The organism is Mycobacterium sp. TY814, assembly GCF_030755175.1.
GTDB lineage: Bacteria > Actinomycetota > Actinomycetes > Mycobacteriales > Mycobacteriaceae > Mycobacterium.
Genome location: NZ_JAUFRY010000002.1, coordinates 425,781 through 450,245 on the forward strand (window position 1 = coordinate 425,781; position 24,465 = coordinate 450,245).

Genomic DNA, 24,465 nt, shown 5'->3' on the forward strand with positions numbered 1-24,465 from the left:
AATCAGCGCGAGTTTTACGTGCCGTAGACCATCCACAACGGCAGTACTGAGTTCAGATAATCCATGAACTTCTTCAGCCCGACGCGGTGCTGACCGTAGCCGTAGGGGTCTTCGGCGTATTCCGGGAACGCGATGCCCAGCCCGAACAGGCCGGGGGCGATGATTCCGTTCTGCGGGTTGTACCGCAGCGGCCCCCATTGCGGCGTGGCGGGCAGCGTGCGGGGCTCGAAGCCCACGGTGTAGATCGCGTGGTCGCACTCCCGAAGTTTCTCCTCGAATTCGGGACCGGACACCCGGTACCGCTCCAGGCGGTCTGGATATACGCCGTCGATGTTCTCCCGGGCCCACTGCGCCGCTCGCCCCTTGAGTCCGGTGTCGTCGAACAGAATCCAATCATCCAGATAGACAGCGTATTTGAGAGGGCTGCGGTAGAAATTGAGCACCTTCGCCACGGGTAGCCGCAGCAGGTGCGGCAGGACGATCATCGTGGAGTGCGAGGAGCCGAAGACCGCGACGGTGGCGCCGTCCAACTGCAGATCGGCGAGCCGTTCGGGATCCAGGGCTACGTCGACCGGTATCTCCTCGAGATGCGGGTAGGAAAGGCTCTTCGGCACCGCGCCGACCGCAAGGACGACGTTCTGCGATTCCACGTCGCCGACTTCGGTCTCGATCCGCCACCGTCGTCGGGTCAACGTCAGCGCGGTCGCGGTGGACTCGACGATGTGGACCCGATCCCGCAGCTGTGCGGTGACCCACTGCAGGGGATCGGCGACCAGGCCCAGGGCACACGTCTCGTCGGGATCGACCTCTGCGAGCGGCATCGGCGGCGCCTCGGCGAAACGGAAAGCCTTGGAGCCGTTGAGGTATTCCAGAAAGGTGCCGACGATGGTGTTGCTCGACACCGCCCGCCATTTCCCACCCAGGTCTCCCGCGGTGAACGACGGATCGATCCAGGCGATCTTGTCGTCGGGAATCCCGTGATCGAGCAGTCGCCCGACGGCGGCGATGCCTGCGGGTCCCGCTCCGATCACTGTCCATGCGTAGGGCGGTGTCATGCATTACGTATAGCGGAGCGGAGGCGGCGGGCCAAACCGCCGGCACAGATTCGGCTGCGGAATGCGCACGTCAGCGGGGTCCGCTCGGCAGGCGCAGCGCCGCGACTGATGGCCGAGGTCGAGCCGGGAGACCGACACGCATCACCATGTTCTATTGCTCTGCAATCGAGCATATTTCGGCGCAGGAGAGACGTTTGCGTGTCAACAGCGACAGCGCCGTGGGGTTCAGGGAATCTGCTCGAATATTTCGTCGGGCGACCGCTACCCCGGATCGTAGGATCAGCCTGTGTTCGCAGCGGGTGTGGTTTTGCGTCGTGACTTTGCCGTGGCTGTGCGGCCCCCGGGCACGGCCGACGCGTCGAGTGCGGCACGGCCGCTGAGCCGGCGAGGCAACGATCGGGAAAAGGAACGGCGATGACGAGTGTGCTGGCGAGCCCCCACGTGATGACCGCCGCGGCCGTAGACATCGCCGAGATACGCGCGGCGCTCAATCAGGCCGAACTGGCTGCGCTGGGTCCGACGGCCGGTGTGGCGGTGGCTGCCGCAGACGAAGTGTCGGCGGCAATCGCCGAATTCTTCAGCACGTACGCCAGCGGCTACCGGGCCCTGAGTCAGAACGCGGCGGCATTCCACGACGCCTTCGCGCAGGCGCTGAAAGCGGCCTCCGACTCGTACAGCCGGGCCGAGGCGGCTGCCGCGGCGTCGTTGGCGGCACTTACCCAGTCAGCAGAGACACTGCTGGCGCCACTTCCCGGGAACGCGACGGCAACGACCCAGGCACTGCTGGCTGCGCCGCCGCCGGTACCCGTGGACGCGGCGTTGATCCTCAGCGAGAGCGGTGTGCCGACGCCGTCAGCGCAGTACATACAGGACGTCTACTCCAAATACGTTGCGCCGCATTTCCCGTCGGCAACCGTGCCGCAAGGTGTCTCGACCCCGAACGGGTTGTATCCGTTTACCGGTATCAAGGATCTGACCCTGGACATCTCGATCGCCCGGGGCTCGACCATCCTCACCGACGCGATCGTGCAGCAGCTCGCGGCACTTCCCCCGGATAGCTCGATCGCCGTGCTGGGGTACTCGCAGAGCGCCGTGCTCTCGTCGGTCGTGATGCCGCGCCTGCTCGCCGAAGGGGTTACCAACGCGCAGGTCAATTTCGTGTTGCTGGGTAACCCGATGAATCCCAACGGCGGTGTCGCCGCCCGCTTCGCCGGGCTTACCTTGCCCAGCCTGGGTTTCACGTTCTACGGCGCCACACCGGACAACGCCTTCCCGACCGTGAACTACACGCTTGAGTACGACGGTTTCGCCGACTTCCCGCGGTATCCGATCAACTTGCTGGCCAGTCTCAACGCAGTGATGGGCATCCCGTTTGTCCACGGCGACTACCAACACCTGACGCAGGCGCAGATCGACTCGGCGATTCAACTGCCGACCGAAGGTCCCACCCAGAGCACCTACTACATGATTCCGACTAAGCATCTGCCGCTGCTGGAACCGGTGCGCTTCATCCCCTATGTGGGTAACCCGCTTGCCGAACTGCTCGAGCCCAACCTTCGGGTGTTGGTAAACCTCGGCTATGGCGACCCGGCGTACGGATATGACACCGGCCCGGCCAATGTGCCGACGCCGTTCGGATTGTTCCCCCCGGTGAGCCCGCTGACGGTGCTGGACCACCTGGCCGTGGGCACCCAACAGGGAATTGTCAATGCCGCCAACGCTCTTCAGGCCCAAGGGCCTCCTCCGATGCCGAACTTTGCGGACATCGCGAACACCCTCCACTCCAACTCGTCTTTATTGAGCAACCCACCATCTCTGACCGCGGTGTCGCCGGTCTCGGTGGCCAGGGACACGATCTTGGCGCTCCAGTCGGCGAACACCTCGGTGAGCGGCGGGTTCGTCAAGGCTTATTCGACGGCGTACGCCACATTGCTGCCTACGGCAGATCTCGCCAGCGAGATCGCGTTCACCCTGCCGAGCTACAACGCGAGTCTGTTCCTGGACGGGATGATGCAGGTTATCGACGGGCAACCGATCGAGGGCCTGCTCAATGCGATCGGCAAGCCGATCGCTGCCGACGTAGGACTCGTCACACTCGCCGCCGGCTTCCAAGCCATCGTCGTCGTTTATGCCCTCGATACGATTCTGTTCGGGACGCCGCACCCCCTGCCGTGACTGCGCACCGCAGGCGGCCACCGGCAGCTCAGCGCAGCCAGACTGCCGTGTCCGGGGGTAGCAGGCCATCGTCCGGCCGCGCACTGGACAGGATCAGCTCACCGGCCGGCATCGTCACCGGACGATCGGTGGCGTTCAGAAAGCACACCAAGCTGCCACGCCGGAACTGCACCGTGCCCTGCGGACTGGGCAACCAGTCGAGCTCGTCGCCATCGAATTCCACACGGCTCCTGCGTAATTCGAGTGCAGTTCGGAAGAAGGACAACGTCGAGGCGGGGTCGGCGGCTTGCTTCTCCACCGTCAGCGCCGCCCAGTCCGCCGGCATCGGCAACCAGGTGTCGGGGTTGCTGGAGAAGCCGAACGGGGGAGCCTCGCCCGACCAGGGCAGTGGAACCCGGCACCGGTCGCGGCCGCGCTCGGTGTGGCCGGAGCGCTCCCACGTCGGGTCCTGCAGCACCTCGTCGGGCAGATCCACGTCGGGCAGGCCCAGCTCTTCACCGTTGTAGAGGAACACCGCACCGGGCAGCGCGAGCATCAGCATCAGCATCGCCTTCGCCCGGCGCAGCCCGGTCTCACCGCCGCCGTAGCGGGTGACCTCGCGGCCCACGTCGTGATTGGACAGGGTCCAGGTCGGGGTCGCGTTCTCCAATGCCGCGGCCTCCAGCGAGTTCTGGATGGCCACGCGGATCTCCTCGGCATCGAATTCGGTGCGGGTGAGCCGGAAGTTGAAGCCCAGGTGCAGTTCGTCGGCGCGCACGTACTGAGCCCACTGCGCGTTGTCGTGCACCCACACCTCGCCGACGGTGACCGCTGCGGGGTAGTCGTCCATGACGGCGCGGATGTCGCGGTGGATCGCGTGCACATGCGGCCGGTTGAATCGCGGATCGTCATCGGTGTGGCGCAGGATCTCGACGTTCGCGTCGGGCGCATCCGGCAGGCCCGGCGGCTTGGCCATGCCGTGCGCGACGTCGATGCGGAATCCGTCCACGCCGCGCTCCAGCCAGAACCGCAGCGTCTTCTCGAAGTCGTCGAAGATCTCCGGGTTGTCCCAGTTGAGATCGGGCTGTTCGGTGTCGAACAGGTGCAGGTACCACTGGCCGGGGGTGCCGTCCGGCTCGGTCACCCGGGTCCACGCCGGGCCGCCGAACACCGATTCCCAGTTGTTGGGTGGCAGCGTGCCGCCCGGCCCGCGCCCGTCGCGAAAGTAATAGCGGTCGCGCTCAGCGCTGCCCGGGCCCGCGGCCAGGGCGTCCTGAAACCACGGATGTTGGGAGCTGGAGTGGTTGGGCACCACGTCCATGGTGACCTTGATGCCCCGCGCATGCGCCGCGGTGATCAGCCGCTCGAAAGCCGCGGTTCCCCCGAACAAGGGGTCGATGTCGCGCGGGTCGGCGACGTCATAGCCATGGTCGGCCATTGGTGAGACGGTGACCGGGTTGAGCCAGATCCCGTCCACGCCGAGCTTCTCGAGATGGTCCAGCCGGTCGGCCAGACCGTCGAGGTCGCCGACGCCGTCGCCGTCGCTGTCGGCGAAGGAGCGCGGATAGACCTGATAGAACACCGCGGACTGCCACCAGAGGTCCTCGCCCATCAGAAGGCCGCGTTGACGAGGGAGTGGGCGGCCATTTCCAGGTACTGCAGCAACTGACGGCGGTGTTCGTCGTCCAGGGTCTGGGAATCGACGGAGGCAACCGCGGTGTGCATGCAGCGCAGCCACGCATCCCGCTCGATGGGCGTGATCCGGAAAGGCATGTGCCGCATCCGCAGCCGGGGATGGCCGCGGCGGTCCGAATACGTCCGCGGGCCGCCCCAGTACTGCTCGAGGAACATCCGCAGCCGCTCCTCGGCGCCGGTGAGGTCCTCCTCGGGGTACAGGGGCCGCAGTATCTCGTCCTCGGCGACCTGCTCGTAGAAGCGGGCAACGATCGCCTCGAAGGTCTCGGCGCCGCCGACGGCGTCGTAGAACGATTCAGGTGTTTCATCCATCGCGCTCCATTGTGGTCCACCGCCGGGCGGGCCCGCGATCGCTCCTGGTGTTCACCGGATTGACACGCCGCGGCTGTGACAATTGGCGTGCGATCGGCAGCAAATCGTGGTGGACTGTCGGCGGAGGATTTATGGCGCAGCGCAAACAACGCCGCAGCCACCGAGGTTCCGGTGCCGCGGCAAACGGGACCGGGCCTGCGACCACGTCGTGTCTGCACAGCATCGAAACCCATCCCCCCAATCGCTCGGAAACCGCGTCAATCTGGAGCCGCCGTCGGGTGCTGCTGCTGAACTCCACCTACGAGCCGCTGACCGCATTGCCGATGCGGCGCGCCATCGTGATGGTCATCTGCGGTAAAGCCGACGTGGTGCACGACGACCCGAGCGCGGCCGTCATCCACTCCGCGACCCGCTCGATCGCGGTGCCGTCGGTGATCCAGCTGCGTTCCTTCGTCCGGGTGCCCTACCGCGCCCGCGTGCCGATGACCCGGGCCGCGCTGATGCACCGCGACCGCTTCTGCTGCGCCTATTGCGGGGCCAAGGCCGACACCGTCGACCACGTCGTCCCGCGCAGCCGCGGCGGCGACCACTCCTGGGAGAACTGCGTCGCGTGCTGTTCGACGTGCAACCACCGCAAGGGGGACAAGCTGCTGGCCGAGCTGGGCTGGTCGCTGCGCCGCACCCCGCTGCCGCCCACCGGGCAGCACTGGCGGCTGCTGTCCACCGTCAAGGAGCTCGACCCGTCGTGGGCCCGGTACCTGGGCGAGGGCGCGGCCTGAATTAGTGGGGTCTAACCTCGCCGGTCGAACCCGTCGTGGGATACGGTTTGCGCGTGAGCGCAATGGAGATTCACCTCATCTTTATCGGCATCCCTTTCGGGCTGGCGATCGTCCTCGGGCTGATCTTCCTGACCCGCAAGAGCCCGCACCCCGCGACCTACGACCTGTCCCAGAAGTGGACCCACGACCCCATCCTGTGGGCCGCCACCGATGAGGCCGTCGGCGGTCACGGGCACGGATCAGAGTTCACAGTTGGAGGTGGCGCAAGTGGCACATGGTGAAGTCGCGACGATTGACCCGGCGGACCTGCCCCGCGGGTCGGTTCTCACCACCAGCGGACGGGTTTCCGGTGTCACCGAGCCCGGTGAGCTCTCGGTGCACTACCCGTTCCCGATCAACGACCTGGTCGCCGTCGACGATGCGCTGAAGTACGCATCCCGGGCGTCCAAGGCGCGGTTCGCCGTGTATCTCGGCGACCTGGGCGCGGACACGGCGGCACGGGCGCGCGAGATCCTGGCCAGGGTGCCGACGCCCAACAACGCGGTGCTGCTCGCGGTATCGCCCGACCAGAGCGCCATCGAGGTGGTCTACGGCTCGGAGGTACGGGGCCGTGGCGCCGAGTCGGCGGCTCCGCTCGGTGTCGCCGCCGCCTCGTCCGCTTTCGAGCAGGGCAACCTGATCGACGGCCTGGTCAGCGCGATCCGGGTGCTCAGCGCGGGGATCTCGCCGGCTTAGTGGCAGCCGAGGCGCCGCGCGCCGGCCATCATGCGCGCGCCGGCCGTGCATGCGCCGGCCGTGCATGCGCCGGCCGTGAAACCACGGCGAAATTTCGCGCCGATTTTCGCCCTGAGTCCGCGCTCGGCGCGCCTAGGGGTTTGCGCACGACGTGACCCCGTATGAGCGCGCGCTGCGGCGGGCGGATCTGCTGACCGGCCCGCCGCCGACGGGATATCTGAGCAGATGGCTCGACAATGCCGCGCGCCGGTCGGTCGAGCCGGACGTCGTGGTCGGCGTCGCGGGCACCGGTCTTGTTGGCTCCCTGCATCTCCTGCAGGGATGCGAGGAGATCACCGACCGGCACGGCAAGTCGTATTTTCTCCTGCCGCGGGATGCCACCGGATCGGATGCGCGGATGGCGGTGCTGCTGGCCTACGTCGTCAACGCGGGTACTGACTACGCAGCGGGCGACTTCGCGGAAACGCCGTACTCCGCCGCCGAGGTGTTGCGGATCATGGACCGCCAGCGTGCCAACGGCTGGAGCTATGACCGCGACGTCCGGTTCGTCCACCGCAACGGCGGCCGGCTGGCCGCTACTCCGCACGGCATCCTGATGGGGTTGGGCGGCAACTGGATTCAGCGGCTGTTCAGTCAACGGGGTGGCACCACCTGGGGTGACATCTTCCTGGTGAACACCCCCCGCGTCGACGATCCCGCCCAGGTGCTGCGCGACATCGTCAGCTCGCGCGGCGCCCTCGACCTGGACCGGCTGCTGCACCACGAGGAGGTGCACAGCGCACAGTGGGCGGCGCTGGGCTACGCCGGCATGCTCCGGGCCTACGGCTGGGAGTTGCTGCGCGAGTTGGTCTTTCGCAAGACGAACCGGTTGGAGCTGGCGGCCGGCCTGCGCGACGGTGGCTACCTGTGATCGCCGGCGTCGAACGTGCGGGCGCGCAGCGACCGCTTGACCGCGGCCTGGCCTTCCAGGACGAGCCGACGCAGCGACGGCGGCACGTCGGGATCGGCCAGGAACGAGTCGGCGGCCGCGATGGCCTCTTCGCTGATGTCCCAGTAGGGGTACAGGCCGATCACCACCGACTGCGCAACCTCGCTGGAGCGTCGTTCCCACACACCCGGGATCGCCTCGAAGTAGCGCGCGGTGAACGGCTTGAGCAGCTCGCCCTGCCCCGGCGCGCCAATTCCCCCGATGATGGCGCGTGCTGTCGCATTGGCCAGGGTGTCGTCCTCGACGACCGTGGTGAAGGCGTTCTCCTTGACCTCGAGTTGCGGCCGCGCCGCCTTCGCCTGAGCGGCCTGCCGCCGGCCGGCCGCGGTGCGGTCCTGCTCCGCTTCGGCGTCGATGCGCGGCGACTCCGGCCCGTCGGCATCGATCGCGCCGGCGGTCGCCAGCGCGATCACAATGCGCCAGCGCAGGTCGGTGTCGACGTCCAGGCCCGGCAGTCCCTGCCCGGCCGGATCGCCGTCGAGCAGCGCCGCCAGCACCTCGACGTGGCGCGGTGACAACACCGACGTGCACAACGCGTTGACGAAGGCGAGTTGGTGGTCGGAGCCGGACTCCGCGTCGCGCGCCAACTCCAGCAGCCGGTCGGCGAACTGCGGCCAGCCGTGTTCACGGGCCCAGCCCGGCTCGGCGTAGGACCCGACCGCCGTCTGCGCCTGCATCAGCAGCCGCTGCAGCACCGTGACCGCGGTTTCGGCGTGAATGCCGCCTTCCACCAGCGACACGAAGTCGCGGGCGCGCAGTTCGGCCTCACGCGTCATCTCCCAGGCCGCCGACCATGCCAGCGAACGGGGCAGTGGCTCGGCGATATCAGCGATGCGCTCCAGCACGGTCCGCAGCGAGTCCGGGTCCAGGCGCAGTGAGCAGTACGTCAGGTCGTCGTCGTTGACCAGGATCAGCTTGCCGCGCGAAACACCAACCAGCGCAGGCACATCGGTGTTCGGGCCGTCGACGTCCAGCTCTTCGCGATGGACCCGGACCAGCTTGCCGGAACCATCGTCGTCGTAGATCCCGACGGCAACCCGGTGCACCCTCGTCTCGCCCGCACCCGGCGCCGCACCACTCTGCGTCACCGCGAAGCGGGTGAACTTCCCGTCGCCGTCGACATCGAAATCCGCACGCAAGGTGTTGAGCCCGGTGGTTTTCAGCCACTGCCGGCCCCAGTCCGACAGGTCGCGCCCCGACGCCTTCTCCAGCGCGGAGATCAGGTCGCTGAAGGTGGCATTGCCGAATGCGTGGCTGCGGAAGTAGTCCCGCAGGCCGGCCAGGAAATGATCCAGGCCCACGTAGGCGACCAGTTGCTTGAGCACCGAAGCGCCCTTGGCATAGGTGATTCCGTCGAAGTTGACCTCGACCGCGTGCAGGTCCGGAATGTCTGCGGCGATCGGGTGCGTCGACGGCATCTGGTCCTGCCGGTAGGCCCACGACTTCTCCACCGTCGCAAAGGTCGTCCACGCTTCGGTGTATTCGGTGGATTCGGCCTGGCACAGCACCGAGGCGAAGGTGGCGAAAGATTCGTTGAGCCACAGGTCATCCCACCATGTCATGGTGACCAGGTCGCCGAACCACATGTGCGCCATCTCGTGCAGCACCGTCTCGGCGCGCCGCTCGTACGAGGCGCGGGTGACCTTGCTGCGGAAGACGTAGTCCTCCAGGAACGTCACAGCGCCGGCGTTTTCCATTGCGCCCGCGTTGAATTCGGGGACGAACAGCTGGTCGTACTTGCCGAACGCATACGGCATGCCGAAGTTGTTGTGGTAGAAGCCGAATCCCTGTTTGGTTTCGGTGAACAACCGCTCGGCGTCCATGTACGGCGCCAGCGAACTGCGGCAGTAGATGCCCAGCGGGATCTCGCCGTGCTCGTCGCTGTAGGAGTCGTTCCACACGGCGTACGGGCCGGCGATCAGCGCCACCAGGTAGGTGCTCATCCGCGGCGTGGTGGCGAAGGTGTGGACGCCGTTTTCGGCGCTGATCGGCGCGCCGTTGGACACCACCTTCCAGTGCGCCGGGGCCGTCACCGTGAGGTCGAAGGTGGCCTTGAGGTCCGGCTGGTCGAAGCACGCGAACATCCGCTTGGCGTCGGCGGTTTCGAACTGCGAGTACAGGTAGGTCTCGTCGTCGACCGGGTCGACGAAGCGGTGCAGGCCTTCGCCGGTGTTGGAGTAGCGGCAGTCGGCGTCGACCACGACGACGTTGCGGTCGGCCAGTCCCTGCAGCGCGATACCCGTGGACTCGTCGTAGCCCGAGACGTCGAGCTCCTGCCCGTTCAGGCTGGCGCTGTGGATGCGGTCCGCGGCGATGTCGATGACCGTGTCAGCGCCCGCGAGCGCGTCGAACACCACGGTGGTGGTGGATCGGAAGGTGCGTTCGCCCGGCGCGCCCGACCCGTCGGTGACGTCGAGGTTGATCTGGTAACTGTGCACGGTGATCAGTGCGGCGCGTTCGACCGCCTGATCCCGGGTGAGGTTGGGAAGGGCCACGCGCTCCAACATATCGGCCGCCGCGGCGAGCAGCGCGGCGGGAACAGTCCCGGCGGAGCTACGGTTGTGTCTGAGCGGTTACCCGATTGTCGACGAGAGGACCGCAGCAATGTCCGAGAACGCCCCCTCGAAAAACCGAGCAGACTTCTGGTTCGACCCGCTGTGTCCGTGGTGCTGGATCACCTCCCGCTGGATTCTGGAAGTGGAGAAGGTCCGCGACATCGAGGTGAATTTCCACGTGATGAGCCTTGCGGTGCTCAACGAGAACCGTGACGACCTGCCGGAGCAGTACAAGGAGATGATGGCCAAGGCGTGGGGGCCGGTCCGGGTCGCGATCGCCGCCGAGCAGGCCCACGGCGCCAAGGTGCTCGACCCGCTGTACACCGCGATGGGCACCCGGATTCACAACGAGGGCAACAAAGACCTCGAGGACGTTGTCAAGCTTGCGCTGGCCGACGCCGGCCTGCCCGCCGAGCTCGCCGAGGCGGCCACCAGCACGGAGTACGACGACGCGCTGCGCAAGAGCCACCACGCCGGGATGGATGCCGTGGGGCCCGACGTCGGCACCCCGACCATCCACGTCAACGGGGTGGCGTTCTTCGGGCCGGTGATCTCGAAGATTCCGCGCGGTGAGGAAGCAGGCAAGCTGTGGGACGCCTCGGTGACGTTCGCGTCCTACCCGCACTTCTTCGAACTCAAGCGGACGCGCACCGAGCCGCCCCGGTTCGACTAGCCCGGCGATCGCAAGCGCGGTGTAGCCGTGTGCAGCGGGTCGCCGTGGTCGGGCCGCTCGACTGTGAACCGTGCGACACGACACGCCGCGGTTGCGTCGCACGGTTCACTTTCGGCACGAGCCAGTGCGGGGACCGGGTCCCCGCTGATGCAGAATGTCCTCCCATGCGCGTCTACCTGGGTGCTGACCATGCCGGCTTCGAGCTCAAGCAACAGATCATCGAGCATCTGCAGAAGACCGGGCACGAGCCGATCGACTGCGGCGCCTTCAACTACGACGCCGAGGACGACTACCCGGCGTTCTGCATCGCCGCGGCCGAGCGCACCGTCGCCGACCCGGACAGCCTGGGCATCGTGCTGGGCGGTTCGGGCAACGGCGAACAGATCGCGGCCAATAAGGTGCCGGGCGCGCGGTGCGCTTTGGCCTGGAGTGTCCAGACCGCGTCGCTGGCCCGCGAACACAACAACGCGCAGCTGATCGGCATCGGCGGCCGGATGCACAGCCTCGATGAGGCGCTGGCCATCGTCGATGCGTTCCTGGCCACGCCGTGGTCGAAAGCCGAACGCCACCAACGTCGTATCGACATCCTCGCCGAGTACGAACGCACCCACCAGGCGCCGCCGGTGCCCGGCGCGCAGAACTGAGAGCCCGTGCCCGAAGGCCACACGCTGCACCGGCTGGCCCGGTTACATCAGAAGCGGTTCGCCGGCGCACCGGTGTCGGTGTCCAGTCCGCAGGGCCGCTTCACCGATGCCGCGGCGGTGGACGGCGCGGTGCTCCGCCGTTCCAGCGCCTGGGGTAAGCACCTGTTCCATCACTACGACGGCGGCCGGGTGGTGCATGTCCATCTGGGGCTCTACGGCGCCTTCACCGAGTGGAAACGGCCCGTCGGCGAGCCGGTTCCGGAACCCGTGGGCCAGGTGCGGATGCGCATGGTGGGCGCCGAGTACGGCACCGATCTTCGTGGCGCCACGGTGTGCGAGCTCATCGACGTCGGCCAGGTCGACGAGGTGATCGCCCGCCTCGGGCCCGACCCGTTGCGGCCCGACGCCGACCCGGCCTGGCCGTGGACGCGAATCTCGAAGTCGCGCAGGCCGATTGGCGCCCTGCTGATGGACCAGAGCGTGATGGCCGGAGTCGGCAACGTCTACCGCAGCGAGCTGCTGTTCCGCCATCACATCGACCCGTACCGGCCCGGTCAGAAGATCTCCGAAACGGAGTTCGCGGACGCCTGGACCGATCTGGTGGCGTTGATGAAGGTCGGGCTGCGCCGCGGCAAGATCGTCGTCGTCCGTCCCGAACACGACCACGGCGCACCGTCGTACGCGCCCGGACGTCCGCGCACGTACGTGTACCGGCGTGCGGGCGACCCGTGCCGGGTGTGCGGCGAAACCGTCCGCACTGCGGTACTCGAAGGCCGCAATGTGTTCTGGTGCCCGAGCTGTCAGACGTGACGCCCTGACGCTGACGGTGAATTCCGCGACGCGGCCCGATAGGACCCCGTCGGGGCATTCACTTTCGACGCGGGGGAGATCTTCAGCTTCGCTACAGGTTCGGCGGGTAACCGTGGTGCCATGAAAACTTCATTACGGTTAGCTGCAACAACTTTGGCGATGACAGCGGGTCTGGGCATGTTCGGGCTAGGGGTCGCGGCCGGCGCGCAGGCGCAGCCCGGCCCGCAGCCGCAGTGGTGCCCCGGCGACTTCTGGGACCCGGGCTGGGGAGACAACTGGGACAACTTCGCCTGCCACGACAACTGGCGTGGCGCCGGCCCCAATCCGCATCCCGGTGGTCCGGGTCTGGGCGCTCCGGGCAACCCCGGCGGACCGGGTGGACCCGGCGGACCGGGTGGACCCGGCGGACCGGGTGGGCCCGGCGGACCGGGTGGGCCCGGCCAGGGTGGACCTGGGGGACCGGGTGGTCCCGGGCAAGGCGGACCGGGCGGGCCCGGCGGCCCGCGATAACCCGTCAGAACGAGGACACACCCTGCCGTTCGGCAGGGTGTGTTTTCGTCTCAGTCGACCGTGACTCCGAGCGCGCGGTACACCTCATTGCTCAGGGCGACACTGCGCGGGTCGGCGTTGGCCTTGCTGGCATCGAACCGGTTGGACACGTAGCCGTAGCCGATCCGGTGCTCCAGGTCGACGAAGGCAAACGATCCGCCCAGCCCGCCGTGGCCGAACATTCTCGGGTTGGGACCGTTGATGCACCGCTGATTGAGCATGTAGCCCAGGCCCCAGCCGTGGTCGGCCACCCGCGGACCCAGCACCAGGTCGGGCTCGAACCCGCCCTGGCACACGCGGACCCGGTCCATGTGTTCGCGGCTGAGCAACTTCTCCTGAGCCAGCGCGTTGTAGAACGTCGCCATCCCCAGGGCCGACACCTGGGCATTGGTGCCGGGGAACTCCAGCTGGCGCCACAGGTAGAGGTTTTCGGTGTCCAGGTCGTCGTCGGCCAGGAATCCCATCGAGATCGACATCCCGGCCTTCGGGTGGTCGGCCAGGCTGGTCGGGTCGCTGGGGGCCTGCAGTTCGGCCAGCAGCTGACGGCCGGTCGGCTTGTTCACCCGCTCGGCACAGCGCAGCTGTTCGGCCGGGGTCAGGCCGATGTGGATCTCGGCGCCGATCGGTCCCGCGATCTCGGTCCGCAGATACTGGCCGATGGTGCGTCCGGTGACCCGCCGGAAGACCTCGCCGAGAATGAACCCGAACGTGGTCATGTGATAACCCTGCGCCGTACCCGGCTCCCACCAGGGCTCGGCAACCTCCAGTTGCCGGCAAACGTAGTCCCAGTCGCAGAGTTGCTCGGTGGTCACCCGGGTGCGGGGGCCGATCACGCCGGAGCGGTGGCTCATCACCATCGCCAGCGTGATGTCTTCCTTGCCGGCCTGGCCGAACTCAGGCCAGTACCGCGAGATTGGAGCGTCCAGGTCCAGCTGGCCCCGGTCGGCGAGCTGGTGGATGCAGGTGGATGTCAGGCCCTTGGTGCCGGACAGCACCGTGGTCAGGGTGTCTTCCTGCCACGGGCGGGTCGCGGCGGCGTCGGCGTGACCACCCCACAGATTGACGACGAGATTGCCGTCGACCCAGACGGCGACCGCCGCGCCGACTTCTTCGCGCAGCACGAAATTCCGCTCGAACGCGTCGCGCACTCCGGCGAAGTCCGACGCGCACGAGCCGTGAACGCTGACGCTTGTGACGTCGCTCATGGCGCCTTTCTGGTCGAGCAGAGCCTGAGCTCAGAGCGGGCGACGGGAATCGAACCCGCGTAGCTAGTTTGGAAGACTAGGGCTCTACCATTGAGCTACGCCCGCAAGTATTAGTCGAGCGAGACTGTACGTGGTGGTGGAGATCAAATCTAATCGACGCGGTCATGTGACCGTTCCGTGAGCTGTCACGTCCCCGGAGGTCTCTGCGGGCCCGGCGCTGCCGGGCCGTAGGATCGCGTGGTCAGCGCGGGGTGTAGCGCAGCTTGGTAGCGCATCCGCTTTGGGAGCGGAAGGCCGCAGGTTCAAATCCTGTCACCCCGACCAGACCACCCGGCGCACCCGCCGCACGCACACACGACACACCGAGGAGCACGCCGTGAAGAGCACCGTGACGCAGTTGAGCCCGACCAGGGTTCGCATCAACGTGGAGGTGCCGTTCCCCGAGCTTGAACCCGATTTTCAGCGGGCCTACAAGGAGCTGGCCAAGCAGGTTCGGCTGCCCGGATTCCGGCCCGGCAAGGCGCCGGCCCGCCTGCTCGAGGCGCGATTCGGCCGCGAGGCCCTGCTGGACCAGGTCATCGAGGACGCCGTCCCCAGCCGGTACGGCCAGGCGCTCACCGAATCCGACGTGCAGCCGATCGGTCGGCCGAACATCCAGGTGACCCACAAGGAGTACGGCGAGGAACTGCAGTTCTTCGCCGAGGTCGACGTCCGCCCCAAGCTGGAGATCCCCGACCTGGACGCGCTGAGCGTCTCGGTCGACCCGGTGGAGGTCAGCGATGACGAGGTGGATGCCGAGCTGCAGTCGTTGCGGGCCCGGTTCGGCACCCTGACCGGAGTGGACCGGCCGGTGCAGACCGGTGACTTCGTCTCGATCGACCTCTCCGCGACCGTCGACGGTGAAGACGTGCCCGGTGCCGCCGCCGAGGGGCTGTCGCACGAGGTGGGGTCCGGCCGGCTGATCGCGGGTCTGGACGACGCGCTGGTGGGCCTCGCCGTCGATGAGTCGAAGGTGTTCACCGCCAAGCTCGCGACCGGCGAGCACGCCGGGCAGGAGGCCGAGGTCACCGTCACGGTCAAGTCGATCAAGGAACGGGAACTGCCCGAACCCGACGACGAGTTCGCCCAGCTCGCCAGTGAGTTCGACACCATCGACGAGTTGCGCGAGAGCCTCGGCGAGCAGGTGCGCCGCACCAAGCGCGCTCAGCAGGCCGACCAGATCCGCAACGCCGCGCTGGACACCCTGCTGGAGCAGGTCGACGTCCCGGTGCCGGACGCGATCGTGCGCTCCCAGATCGAGGAGACCCTGCAGGCCGCGATGAGCGGTCTGAACCAGGACCAGTCCAAGTTCAACGAGGTGCTCGAACAGCAGGGATCCTCGCGCGCGGAGTTCGACGCCGAAGCGCGGTCGGCCGCCGAGAACAACGTCAAGCGTCAGCTGCTGCTCGACGCGATCGCCGACGAGCTGGACGTCCAGGTCGGACAGGAAGACCTGACGGAGCGCCTGGTGCTGACGTCGCGGCAGTACGGCATCGAGCCGCAGCAGCTGTTCGCCTATCTGCAGGAGAACAACCAGCTCGCCGCCATGTTTGCCGATGTCCGGCGCGGCCTGGCCGTGGCAGCGGTGATCGAGAAGGCCACCGTCACCGACACCGACGGCAACGCCATCGACACCAGCGAGTTCTTCGGCAAGCGGCACGCGGACCACGACCACGACCACGGCCACGATCATGACCACGACCACGATCATGACCACGATGAGGTCGACGAGGCCGAGGTCGAACCGGCCACCGAAGCTCCCGTAGCAGCGGAAGCGGTAGCCGAGGCTCCGGCCGAAGCTGCCGCCGCCTCGGAAGCCGCCGCAGCAGCCGCCGCAGCAGCCCCCGCCGAAGCCGAGGACAAGCCGAAGAAGAAGGCCAAGAAAGCCAAGAAAGCCGACGCCGACGAGGCCGATGAACCCACCGCATGACGCTGTGAGCGAACGCGCCCGTTTCAGGGGGTCAAAGGGCGGGTCCGGTTGGTTAGTGTCGGTGCAACAAGCTATTCGAGAAAGCAGGTACTTCAGTCGTGACTGACATGCGTGGGAACTCGGTGGGTCTCAACCTCACGGACTCCGTCTATGAGCGCTTGCTCTCCGAGCGCATCATCTTCCTGGGGTCGGAGGTGAACGACGAGGTCGCCAACCGGCTGTGTGCGCAGATTCTGCTGCTCGCCGCCGAGGACAGCGACAAAGACATCAACCTCTACATCAACTCCCCGGGTGGATCGATCAGCGCCGGGATGGCCATCTACGACACCATGGTCCTGGCGCCCTGCGACATCGCCACCTACGCGATGGGCATGGCCGCGTCGATGGGGGAGTTCCTGTTGGCGGCCGGTACCAAGGGCAAGCGCTACGCTCTGCCGCACGCCCGCATCCTGATGCACCAGCCGTTGGGCGGAGTGACGGGCAGCGCGGCCGACATCGCCATCCAGGCCGAGCAGTTCGCCGTCATCAAAAAGGAGATGTTCCGGCTCAACGCCGAGTTCACCGGCCAGTCGATCGAGCGCATCGAGGCCGACTCCGACCGTGACCGCTGGTTCACCGCACCCGAAGCGCTGGAATACGGCTTCGTCGACCACATCATCACTCGCGCCGCCCACATCAGTAACGGAGAAGCCCAGTGAACCCTTTGAACCCGCTCACCCAGCCGCAGGCGCGCTACATCCTGCCGTCGTTCATCGAACACTCCAGCTTCGGCGTCAAAGAGTCGAACCCGTACAACAAGCTGTTCGAGGAGCGCATCATCTTCCTCGGCGTCCAGGTTGACGACGCGTCGGCGAACGACATCATGGCCCAGTTGCTGGTGCTGGAGTCGCTGGATCCCGACCGCGACATCACCATGTACATCAACTCCCCCGGTGGTGGCTTCACCTCGCTGATGGCCATCTACGACACCATGCAGTACGTGCGGGCCGACATTCAGACGGTGTGTCTGGGTCAGGCCGCCTCGGCCGCCGCGGTCCTGCTGGCCGCCGGCACCCCGGGCAAGCGCATGGCGCTGCCGAACGCGCGGGTGCTGATCCACCAGCCGTCGCTGTCGGGCGTCATCCAGGGACAGTTCTCCGACCTGGAGATCCAGGCCGCCGAGATCGAGCGGATGCGCACCCTGATGGAGACGACGCTGGCTCGTCACACCGGCAAGGACGCCGCGACGGTGCGCAAGGACACCGACCGGGACAAGATCCTCACCGCCGAGGACGCTAAGGAGTACGGGATCATCGACACTGTCCTCGAGTACCGGAAGCTGTCCGCGCAGAACGCCTGACGGCTCCCGCCCGCCGGGCTGGGGGCCACTCCCGCTGGCGAGCAGACGCGAAATCGCCCTGGAACGCGCGTTCCGGGGCGATTTCGCGTCTGCTCGCGGGTCAGCGTCGCGGTAGGGTAAGTGCCTGGGGGGCCGCTGCCCAGCTGACCCGCCAGCGTCGGTGGCGTAACGACCGCGACACGCCAGAGACACGTAAAGCGCGTCTCGGCGAGTAGCGGACGTCGTCGGAGGATATGTTGCATTCACACGAGAAGTACGCATCGCAGTGAGTACCAGCAAATACCAAGGGAGCTATTCGGCGTTATCGGTCGCGACGGGCCGGAACAAACGGGTAGCGTCGTGGGATACACGCAGCAGGCAAGACGAACGGCGACACAGGAAGTAGGCCCTGAGGCATCATGGCGCGCATTGGAGACGGCGGTGACTTGCTGAAGTGCTCGTTCTGCGGAAAGAGTCAAAAGCAGGTCAAGAAACTCATTGCGGGTCCCGGGGTGTACATCTGCGATGAGTGCATCGACCTGTGCAACGAGATCATCGAAGAGGAGCTCGCCGACGCCGACGACGTGAAGCTCGATGAGCTGCCCAAGCCCATCGAGATCCGGGACTTCCTCGAGGGTTACGTCATCGGACAGGACACCGCCAAGCGGACCCTGGCCGTCGCCGTCTACAACCACTACAAGCGCATCCAGGCCGGCGAGAAGGGCCGCGACTCCCGGCACGAGCCGGTCGAGCTGACCAAATCCAACATCCTGATGCTCGGCCCGACGGGCTGCGGCAAGACCTATCTGGCCCAGACGCTGGCCAAGATGCTCAACGTGCCGTTCGCCATCGCCGACGCCACCGCGCTGACCGAGGCCGGTTATGTCGGCGAGGACGTCGAGAACATTCTGCTCAAGCTCATCCAAGCCGCCGACTACGACGTCAAGCGCGCCGAGACCGGCATCATCTACATCGACGAGGTCGACAAGATCGCGCGCAAGAGCGAGAACCCGTCGATTACCCGCGACGTCTCCGGTGAGGGCGTTCAGCAGGCGCTGCTGAAGATCCTGGAAGGCACCCAGGCCTCGGTCCCCCCGCAGGGCGGTCGCAAGCACCCGCACCAGGAGTTCATCCAGATCGACACCACCAACGTGCTGTTCATCGTGGCGGGCGCGTTCGCTGGCCTGGAGAAGATCATCTACGAGCGGGTCGGCAAGCGGGGCCTGGGCTTCGGCGCCGAGGTCCGCTCGAAGGCCGAGATCGACACCACCGACCACTTCGCCGAAGTGATGCCCGAGGACCTGATCAAGTTCGGCTTGATCCCCGAGTTCATCGGACGCCTCCCGGTCGTCGCCTCGGTCACCAACCTCGACAAGGAATCACTGGTCAAGATCCTGTCGGAGCCGAAGAACGCTCTGGTCAAGCAGTACACCCGGCTGTTCGAGATGGACGGCGTGGAGCTGGAGTTCGCCGAGGACGCGCTGGAAGCGATCGCCGACCAGGCGATCCACCGCGGCACCGGTGCGCGTGGCCTGCGCGCCATCATGGAGGAAGTTCTGTTGCCGGTGATGTACGACATCCCCAGCCGCGACGACGTCGCCAAGGTGGTCGTCACCAAGGAAACGGTGCAGGACAACGTGCTGCCGACGATCGTTCCGCGCAAGCCGTCTCGATCTGAGCGCCGCGACAAGAGCGCCTGAGAACTACCGCTCTGCGAAGCCGGCATGACGCCCGGCGAAATCGGGTAACTAGCATGCGTGCCCGGTGACGCTGTTTCGCGGCGCTTGGTGCGCTCGCTGGATCTGCTGAATCTTCTGCTCGCCGATGTTCGTGACGGACTGGGTCCCTACCTGTCGATTTATCTGCTGATCACCCACCACTGGGATCAGGAATCGATCGGCTTTGTGATGGCCGTCGGCGGCGTCGGCGCCATCGTTGCGCAGGCGCCGGTCGGGGCTCTGGTCGACCGGACGACAGCCAAGCGGGGCCTGATCATCGTCGGCGCGCTCGTCGTCACCGCCGGCTCGCTGGCCATGCCGCTGTTTCCGCGCCTCTACCCGATCGCGTTCCTGCAAGTCGTCACCGGCATGGCCGGCTCGATCTTCGCGCCGGCCCTGGCCGCCATCACGCTCGGTGTGGTGGGGCCGCGGTTCTTCGCCCGCCGCGTCGGGCGCAACGAGTCGTTCAACCACGCCGGCAACGCCGCGGCCGCGGCGGTCACCGGCGGGCTGGCCTATTTCTTCGGCCCGGCGGTTGTGTTCTGGGTGCTGGCCGCCATGGCGGCCGGAAGCGTGGCGGCGACCCTGTGGATCCCCAGAGATGCGATCGACCACGAGGTAGCCCGGGGCATGGACCACCCGCCGGGCAGTCAGCCCCACCACGTGCAGCCGGTGACCGCGTTGCTGCGCAACCGGAGGCTGGTGACGTTCGCGGTCGCGGTGGTGGCCTTCCACTTCGCCAACGCGGCGATGCTGCCGCTGGTCGGGCAGCTGCTGGCACTGCACAACAAAGACGTGGGAACCGCGCTGATGGCGGTGTGCATCGTCGCCGCGCAACTGGTGATGGTGCCCGTCGCCTATCTGACCGGTGCCAAGGCCGACACCTGGGGCCGCAAACCCCTCTTCCTCGCCGGGTTCGCCGTGCTCACCGCGCGCGGTTTCCTGTACACGTTGTCGGACAACTCGTACTGGCTGGTGGGCGTGCAACTGCTGGACGGGGTGGGGGCCGGGGTCTTCGGGGCGCTTTTCCCCCTCGTCGTCCAGGACGTGACGCACGGGACCGGCCGGTTCAACGTCAGCCTCGGCGGCGTCACCGCGGCGATGGGAATCGGTGCTGCGGTGTCGAACTATGTGGCCGGCGCTATCGTCGTCGCCACCGGCTACCACGCCGCGTTCCTGTCGCTGGGGGCCATCGCGGGTGCGGGCTTTGTTCTCTATCTGATCGCGATGCCCGAAACCGGCCTCCAAACGGTGCCCGAGACCCGGCCCGACGCCGCCACGCCGATAACGTGACCAACACCACAGTTTTGTTACAGCTGGTCGCCGCCGTCACCCTGACATCGGCTTTTACCTGCATACTCGCCGGTAACAAGCTTAAGAGTACGGTCATACACCCTTAGAGAAGTGTCATAATTGGTACCGCCAGTGACATCAAACGTGACAGCGGAGAAGGCACTTCGGCGCGCGTAATCTGGAGCTGCAGCGGAGTGCCTGTCCGGATACCAAGTTGGAAGGCGGAGACGTGAATCCGAACGGCAACGGCGCCGGGGAAGAGTCTCAGAATGGGTCCAGTCGGACGCGACTCGAAAACGTCGTCATCCGATTTGCGGGGGACTCCGGCGACGGCATGCAGTTGACCGGTGACCGATTCACTTCGGAGGCGGCACTTTTCGGCAACGACCTGGCCACGCAACCCAACTATCCGGCCGAGATCCGCGCTCCCGCAGGCACTCTGCCCGGCGTCTCGTCATTCCAGATCCAGATCGCCGACTACGACATCCTGACCGCCGGTGACCGGCCCGACGTCCTGGTGGCCATGAACCCCGCCGCGTTGAAAGCCAACATCGGTGACTTGCCGCGCGGCGGAATGGTGATCGCCAATTCCGACGAGTTCACCAAACGCAATCTCACCAAAGTGGGCTATGTAACCAATCCCCTGGAGTCCGACGAACTCGAAGAATACGTCGTGCACGCGGTGCCGATGACGACGCTGACCCTTGGGGCCGTCGAATCGATCGGCGCTACGAAGAAGGACGGCCAGCGGGCCAAGAACATGTTCGCCCTGGGCCTGTTGTCGTGGATGTACGGTCGCCCGGTCCAGACGAGCGAGACGTTCATCAGGGAGAAGTTCGCCCGCAAGCCCGACATCGCCGAGGCCAACGTGCTGGCGCTGAAGGCGGGCTGGAACTACGGCGAAACCACCGAAGCCTTCGGTACCACCTACGAGGTCTCCAAGGCGTCGTTGCCGGCCGGCGAATACCGGCAGATCTCCGGCAATACCGCACTGGCCTACGGCATCGTCGCGGCCGGCCATCTCGCCAACAAGCAGGTGGTGCTCGGCAGCTACCCGATCACCCCGGCGTCGGACATCCTGCACGAGCTGTCCAAGCACAAGAACTTCAACATCATCACTTTCCAGGCCGAGGACGAGATCGGCGGCATCTGCGCCGCCATCGGCGCCTCCTACGGGGGCGCGCTCGGTGTGACGAGCACCTCGGGTCCGGGCATCTCGCTGAAGTCTGAAGCGATGGGTCTGGCGGTGATGACCGAGCTTCCGCTGATCGTCATCGATGTTCAGCGCGGCGGACCGTCCACCGGTCTGCCCACCAAGACCGAGCAGGCCGACCTGCTGCAGGCGCTGTTCGGCCGCAACGGCGAATCGCCGGTGGCGGTGCTGGCGCCGCGGTCGCCCTCCGACTGCTTCGACACGGCGCTGGAGGCGGTTCGGATCGCGGTGTCGTATCACACCCCGGTGATCGTGCTTTCCGACGGCGCCATCGCCAACGGCTCCGAGCCGTGGGCGATTCCGGACGTGAGCTCGCTCAAGCCGATCAAGCACATCTTCGCCAAACCGGGCGAGCCTTTCGAGCCGTACGCCCGGCACCGCGACACCCTCGCCCGCCAGTTCGCGGTGCCCGGCACCCCCGGCCTCGAGCACCGCATCGGTGGACTGGAAGCGGCCAACGGCTCCGGGGACATCTCGTACGACCCCACCAACCACGACCTGATGGTCCGCATCCGTAAGGCCAAGATCGACGGAATCAGCGTCCCGGACCTCGAAGTCGACGACCCCACCGGTGACGCCGAACTGCTGCTGCTCGGCTGGGGGAGTTCCTACGGCCCCATCGGCGAAGCTTGTCGTCGCGCCCGCCGCAGGGGCACCAAGGTGGCGCACGCCCACTTGCGGTACCTGAACCCGTTCCCGGCGAACCTGGGTGATGTGTTGCACCGCTATCCCAAAGTGGTGTGCCCGGAGATGAACATGGGCCAGCTCGCAATGTTGTTGCGCGCCAAGTACCTGGTCGACGTGAAGTCGGTGACCAAGGTCAAGGGTGTCTCGTTCCTGGCCGACGAGATAGGACGATTCATTCGGGCGGCGCTGGCCGGCAGGTTGAACGAGCTCGAGCAGGACAAGACCATCATCGCCAGATTGTCGGCGGCCCATGTCGAAGAAGGGGTCAGCGCATGACGGGTCGATGCGAAGCGATGAGGAGGACGCGGCGCTCATGACTAGCCTGATCGGCTCTGACCTTGGGGTAACCCCCAAAGTGACGAAGAACGACGGCGTGCCCAGGCTGTCTGACGAAGACCAGCCGCAGAAGGGCAAGGACTTCACCAGCGACCAGGAGGTGCGCTGGTGCCCGGGTTGCGGTGACTACGTCATCCTCAACACCATCCGCAACTTCCTGCCCGAACTCGGTTTGCGCCGCGAGAACATCGTTTTCATCAGTGGTATCGGTTGCTCGAGCCGGTTTCCGTACTACTTGGAGACCTACGGATTCCACTCGATCCACGGCCGCGCGCCGGCCATCGCCACCGGCCTGGCGCTGGCGCGCGAGGACCTCTCCGTCTGGGTGGTCACCGGCGACGGCGACGCGTTGTCGATCGGCGGCAACCACCTCATTCACACGCTGCGCCGCAACGTGAACATCACCATCCTGTTGTTCAACAACCGGATCTACGGCTTGACCAAGGGCCAGTACTCGCCGACCTCCGAGGTCGGCAAGGTCACCAAGTCGACGCCGATGGGTTCGCTGGACCACCCGTTCAACCCGGTGTCGCTGGCGCTTGGTGCGGAGGCGACATTCGTTGGCCGCGCGCTGGATTCCGACCGTGCCGGACTGACGGAGGTGCTGCGGGCCGCGGCCCAGCATCGTGGTGCCGCGCTCGTCGAGATCATGCAGGACTGCCCGATCTTCAACGACGGCTCGTTCGACGCGCTGCGTAAAGAGGGCTCCGAAGAGCGGGTGATCAAGGTGCGCCACGGGGAGCCGATCGTGTTCGGCGCCAACGGCGAGTACTGCGTGGTGAAGTCCGGCTTCGGTCTTGATGTGGCCAAGACGGCCGATGTGGCCGAAGGCGAGATCGTCGTGCACGACGCCCACGCCGACGATTCGGCGTACGCGTTCGCGTTGTCGCGCTTGTCCGATCAGAACCTCGACCACATGGTGATGGGCATCTTCCGCGACATCAGCCGACCCACCTACGACGACGCTGCCCGCTCGCAGGTAGAGTCCGCCCAGAATTCGATCCCATCGGATGAAGCCGCGCTGCAGTCGCTGCTGCGCGGACGTGATACCTGGACCGTGGACTGAGGTGGCGAGTGGCTGAAGACGTCTCACTGGCCGGCGTCGTGGTCGCCGGCGGCGAATCGCGCCGGATGGGCCGTGACAAGGCCACCCTGCCATTGCCCGACGGGTCGGGCACGATGGTGGAGCGCGTGGTTGACGTTGTGTCGCAACGCTGTTCGCCGGTATATGTGATGGCCGCGCCGGGACAACCGCTACCCGCGCTGCCGGTTCAGATCCTGCGCGACGAGGTGCGCGGACTGGGTCCGTTGCCGGCAACCGGACGCGGCCTGCGGGCCGCCGCGGCGGCCGGAGCGCGTTACGCGTTCGTCGCAGCGGTCGACATGCCTTCGCTGACAGTCGATTTGATCGAAGAGCTGTTCCGCCTCGCGGTCGAGACCAACGCCGAGGTGGTGATGCCGTGGGATGGACGCAGTCACTACCTGGCCGCGGTCTATCGCACGCATCTCGCCGACCGCATTGATGCCCTGGTGGCGGCCGGCGCGCGCAAGATGAGTGACCTGATCGACGCATCGGACGCCCAGCAGATCGTGCTGAGCGACTCCGATGCGCTCACCAACGTCAACACGGTGGACGATCTGCGGACCCCGGTACGTCCGGGACGTTGACGCTGCCCCTTCGCCGGTGACGGCGTTGCGCCGCAACCTCTTTGAGATGCGGCTCTGGACGTGCTCTCGAAATTGGTTATCTCAAAGACCATTCACATGAATTGAGGTT

Annotated in this window: 21 protein-coding genes, 2 tRNA genes and 1 pseudogene; 18 read left to right on the top strand and 6 right to left on the bottom strand. The window is 66.6% G+C overall.

What is annotated here, in order from left to right; translation table 11 throughout:
• Positions 1 to 14: 14 nt before the first annotated feature.
• Positions 15 to 1,031 (bottom strand): pyridine nucleotide-disulfide oxidoreductase, encoded by a 1,017-nt coding sequence (locus QXH22_RS15705; RefSeq protein ID WP_306276894.1) that lies wholly within the window; start codon positions 1,029 to 1,031, stop codon positions 15 to 17.
• A gap of 438 nt (positions 1,032 to 1,469) precedes the next feature.
• On the opposite strand from QXH22_RS15705, the gene QXH22_RS15710 reads away from it, so the two are divergent.
• Positions 1,470 to 3,230 carry a PE-PPE domain-containing protein gene (locus tag QXH22_RS15710; protein WP_306276247.1) on the top strand — a complete coding sequence of 587 codons (1,761 nt, stop codon included), beginning with the start codon at positions 1,470 to 1,472 and terminating at the stop codon, positions 3,228 to 3,230.
• A gap of 28 nt (positions 3,231 to 3,258) precedes the next feature.
• Here QXH22_RS15710 and QXH22_RS15715 read toward each other — a convergent pair whose 3' ends face one another.
• Together QXH22_RS15715 and QXH22_RS15720 are read right to left on the bottom strand one after the other, a co-directional pair.
• A complete protein-coding gene (locus tag QXH22_RS15715; RefSeq protein ID WP_306276248.1) occupies positions 3,259 to 4,821 on the bottom strand; it encodes a glycoside hydrolase family 13 protein in 1,563 nt (520 codons plus the stop codon).
• The gene (locus tag QXH22_RS15720; protein ID WP_306244654.1) at positions 4,821 to 5,216 is read right to left on the bottom strand and encodes a globin; all 396 of its coding nucleotides are present in this window, start codon (positions 5,214 to 5,216) and stop codon (positions 4,821 to 4,823) included. The genes QXH22_RS15715 and QXH22_RS15720 overlap by 1 nt, the downstream gene beginning before the upstream one ends.
• Positions 5,217 to 5,347: 131 nt before the next feature.
• Here QXH22_RS15720 and QXH22_RS15725 point away from each other — a divergent pair, with 131 nt between their 5' ends.
• The 4 genes from QXH22_RS15725 to QXH22_RS15740 all read left to right on the top strand — a co-directional run bounded on the left by QXH22_RS15725 (position 5,348) and on the right by QXH22_RS15740 (position 7,640).
• Positions 5,348 to 5,995 (top strand): HNH endonuclease, encoded by a 648-nt coding sequence (locus QXH22_RS15725; RefSeq protein ID WP_306244652.1) that lies wholly within the window; start codon positions 5,348 to 5,350, stop codon positions 5,993 to 5,995.
• Positions 5,996 to 6,057: 62 nt separating this feature from the next.
• Entirely contained in the window at positions 6,058 to 6,276 is a 219-nt protein-coding gene (locus QXH22_RS15730) for a hypothetical protein (RefSeq protein WP_306246354.1), read from the top strand.
• Positions 6,263 to 6,730, top strand: a complete 468-nt coding sequence (locus tag QXH22_RS15735; protein ID WP_306244651.1) for a DUF5130 domain-containing protein — start codon at positions 6,263 to 6,265, stop codon at positions 6,728 to 6,730. Before QXH22_RS15730 ends, QXH22_RS15735 begins: the two co-directional genes overlap by 14 nt.
• 151 nt (positions 6,731 to 6,881) lie before the next feature.
• Positions 6,882 to 7,640 (top strand): hypothetical protein, encoded by a 759-nt coding sequence (locus QXH22_RS15740; RefSeq protein WP_306276250.1) that lies wholly within the window; start codon positions 6,882 to 6,884, stop codon positions 7,638 to 7,640.
• Here QXH22_RS15740 and pepN read toward each other — a convergent pair.
• The gene (gene pepN, locus QXH22_RS15745) at positions 7,631 to 10,213 is read right to left on the bottom strand and encodes an aminopeptidase N (RefSeq protein ID WP_306276251.1); all 2,583 of its coding nucleotides are present in this window, start codon (positions 10,211 to 10,213) and stop codon (positions 7,631 to 7,633) included. The two genes, QXH22_RS15740 and pepN, sit on opposite strands and share 10 nt — an antisense overlap.
• A 109-nt stretch (positions 10,214 to 10,322) precedes the next feature.
• On the opposite strand from pepN, the gene QXH22_RS15750 reads away from it, so the two are divergent.
• From QXH22_RS15750 to QXH22_RS15765, 4 genes are all read left to right on the top strand, one after another.
• Positions 10,323 to 10,946, top strand: a complete 624-nt coding sequence (locus QXH22_RS15750) for an Rv2466c family mycothiol-dependent reductase (protein ID WP_306276252.1) — start codon at positions 10,323 to 10,325, stop codon at positions 10,944 to 10,946.
• 164 nt (positions 10,947 to 11,110) lie between these two features.
• The gene (locus QXH22_RS15755) at positions 11,111 to 11,590 is read left to right on the top strand and encodes a ribose-5-phosphate isomerase (RefSeq protein WP_306276253.1); all 480 of its coding nucleotides are present in this window, start codon (positions 11,111 to 11,113) and stop codon (positions 11,588 to 11,590) included.
• A 6-nt stretch (positions 11,591 to 11,596) separates the two neighbouring features.
• Positions 11,597 to 12,400: an Fpg/Nei family DNA glycosylase gene (locus QXH22_RS15760; RefSeq protein WP_306244643.1), complete on the top strand. Its 804-nt coding sequence runs from the start codon at positions 11,597 to 11,599 to the stop codon at positions 12,398 to 12,400.
• 159 nt (positions 12,401 to 12,559) lie between these two features.
• Positions 12,560 to 12,910, top strand: coding sequence for a hypothetical protein (locus tag QXH22_RS15765; protein WP_306276254.1), 351 nt, complete (start codon positions 12,560 to 12,562; stop codon positions 12,908 to 12,910).
• 50 nt (positions 12,911 to 12,960) lie between these two features.
• On the opposite strand, the gene QXH22_RS15770 is transcribed toward QXH22_RS15765, so the two are convergent.
• Both QXH22_RS15770 and QXH22_RS15775 read right to left on the bottom strand, forming a co-directional pair.
• Positions 12,961 to 14,154, bottom strand: coding sequence for a serine hydrolase domain-containing protein (locus QXH22_RS15770; protein WP_306276255.1), 1,194 nt, complete (start codon positions 14,152 to 14,154; stop codon positions 12,961 to 12,963).
• A 34-nt stretch (positions 14,155 to 14,188) separates the two neighbouring features.
• Positions 14,189 to 14,259, bottom strand: a tRNA-Gly gene (locus QXH22_RS15775).
• A gap of 142 nt (positions 14,260 to 14,401) precedes the next feature.
• On the opposite strand from QXH22_RS15775, the gene QXH22_RS15780 reads away from it, so the two are divergent.
• The 9 genes and pseudogenes from QXH22_RS15780 to mobA all read left to right on the top strand — a co-directional run bounded on the left by QXH22_RS15780 (position 14,402) and on the right by mobA (position 24,356).
• Positions 14,402 to 14,478: transfer RNA gene (locus QXH22_RS15780), tRNA-Pro, on the top strand.
• Between the two features lie 52 nt (positions 14,479 to 14,530).
• A pseudogene (tig, locus tag QXH22_RS15785) lies at positions 14,531 to 15,850 on the top strand (trigger factor); the annotation flags it as partial.
• A 380-nt stretch (positions 15,851 to 16,230) separates the two neighbouring features.
• Positions 16,231 to 16,821, top strand: a complete 591-nt coding sequence (locus QXH22_RS15790) for an ATP-dependent Clp protease proteolytic subunit (protein ID WP_065137444.1) — start codon at positions 16,231 to 16,233, stop codon at positions 16,819 to 16,821.
• Positions 16,822 to 16,826: 5 nt separating this feature from the next.
• Positions 16,827 to 17,462 (top strand): ATP-dependent CLP protease proteolytic subunit ClpP2, encoded by a 636-nt coding sequence (clpP2, locus tag QXH22_RS15795; protein WP_306246350.1) that lies wholly within the window; start codon positions 16,827 to 16,829, stop codon positions 17,460 to 17,462.
• A gap of 398 nt (positions 17,463 to 17,860) precedes the next feature.
• Complete coding sequence (gene clpX / locus QXH22_RS15800) at positions 17,861 to 19,141, top strand: ATP-dependent Clp protease ATP-binding subunit ClpX (protein WP_306244639.1); 1,281 nt, start codon at positions 17,861 to 17,863, stop codon at positions 19,139 to 19,141.
• Positions 19,142 to 19,198: 57 nt separating this feature from the next.
• The gene (locus QXH22_RS15805; RefSeq protein WP_306276256.1) at positions 19,199 to 20,452 is read left to right on the top strand and encodes an MFS transporter; all 1,254 of its coding nucleotides are present in this window, start codon (positions 19,199 to 19,201) and stop codon (positions 20,450 to 20,452) included.
• A gap of 229 nt (positions 20,453 to 20,681) precedes the next feature.
• Positions 20,682 to 22,628 (top strand): 2-oxoacid:acceptor oxidoreductase subunit alpha, encoded by a 1,947-nt coding sequence (locus QXH22_RS15810; RefSeq protein WP_306244636.1) that lies wholly within the window; start codon positions 20,682 to 20,684, stop codon positions 22,626 to 22,628.
• A gap of 7 nt (positions 22,629 to 22,635) precedes the next feature.
• Positions 22,636 to 23,754, top strand: a complete 1,119-nt coding sequence (locus QXH22_RS15815) for a 2-oxoacid:ferredoxin oxidoreductase subunit beta (RefSeq protein ID WP_306244635.1) — start codon at positions 22,636 to 22,638, stop codon at positions 23,752 to 23,754.
• An 8-nt stretch (positions 23,755 to 23,762) separates the two neighbouring features.
• Positions 23,763 to 24,356 carry a molybdenum cofactor guanylyltransferase gene (mobA, locus tag QXH22_RS15820; RefSeq protein ID WP_371934234.1) on the top strand — a complete coding sequence of 198 codons (594 nt, stop codon included), beginning with the start codon at positions 23,763 to 23,765 and terminating at the stop codon, positions 24,354 to 24,356.
• The last annotated feature ends 109 nt before the right edge of the window (positions 24,357 to 24,465 follow it).

What these genes read in the sequence shown, in the direction of transcription:
- QXH22_RS15710 (WP_306276247.1), top strand. Translation starts at nt 1,470, where the DNA reads ATGACGAGTGTGCTGGCGAGCCCCCACGTGATGACCGCCGCGGCCGTA.
- QXH22_RS15715 (WP_306276248.1), bottom strand. Translation starts at nt 4,821, where the DNA reads ATGGGCGAGGACCTCTGGTGGCAGTCCGCGGTGTTCTATCAGGTCTAT.
- QXH22_RS15720 (WP_306244654.1), bottom strand. Translation starts at nt 5,216, where the DNA reads ATGGATGAAACACCTGAATCGTTCTACGACGCCGTCGGCGGCGCCGAG.
- QXH22_RS15725 (WP_306244652.1), top strand. Translation starts at nt 5,348, where the DNA reads ATGGCGCAGCGCAAACAACGCCGCAGCCACCGAGGTTCCGGTGCCGCG.
- QXH22_RS15730 (WP_306246354.1), top strand. Translation starts at nt 6,058, where the DNA reads ATGGAGATTCACCTCATCTTTATCGGCATCCCTTTCGGGCTGGCGATC.
- QXH22_RS15750 (WP_306276252.1), top strand. Translation starts at nt 10,323, where the DNA reads ATGTCCGAGAACGCCCCCTCGAAAAACCGAGCAGACTTCTGGTTCGAC.
- QXH22_RS15755 (WP_306276253.1), top strand. Translation starts at nt 11,111, where the DNA reads ATGCGCGTCTACCTGGGTGCTGACCATGCCGGCTTCGAGCTCAAGCAA.
- QXH22_RS15765 (WP_306276254.1), top strand. Translation starts at nt 12,560, where the DNA reads ATGACAGCGGGTCTGGGCATGTTCGGGCTAGGGGTCGCGGCCGGCGCG.
- QXH22_RS15770 (WP_306276255.1), bottom strand. Translation starts at nt 14,154, where the DNA reads ATGAGCGACGTCACAAGCGTCAGCGTTCACGGCTCGTGCGCGTCGGAC.
- QXH22_RS15790 (WP_065137444.1), top strand. Translation starts at nt 16,231, where the DNA reads ATGCGTGGGAACTCGGTGGGTCTCAACCTCACGGACTCCGTCTATGAG.
- clpX (WP_306244639.1), top strand. Translation starts at nt 17,861, where the DNA reads ATGGCGCGCATTGGAGACGGCGGTGACTTGCTGAAGTGCTCGTTCTGC.
- QXH22_RS15815 (WP_306244635.1), top strand. Translation starts at nt 22,636, where the DNA reads ATGCGAAGCGATGAGGAGGACGCGGCGCTCATGACTAGCCTGATCGGC.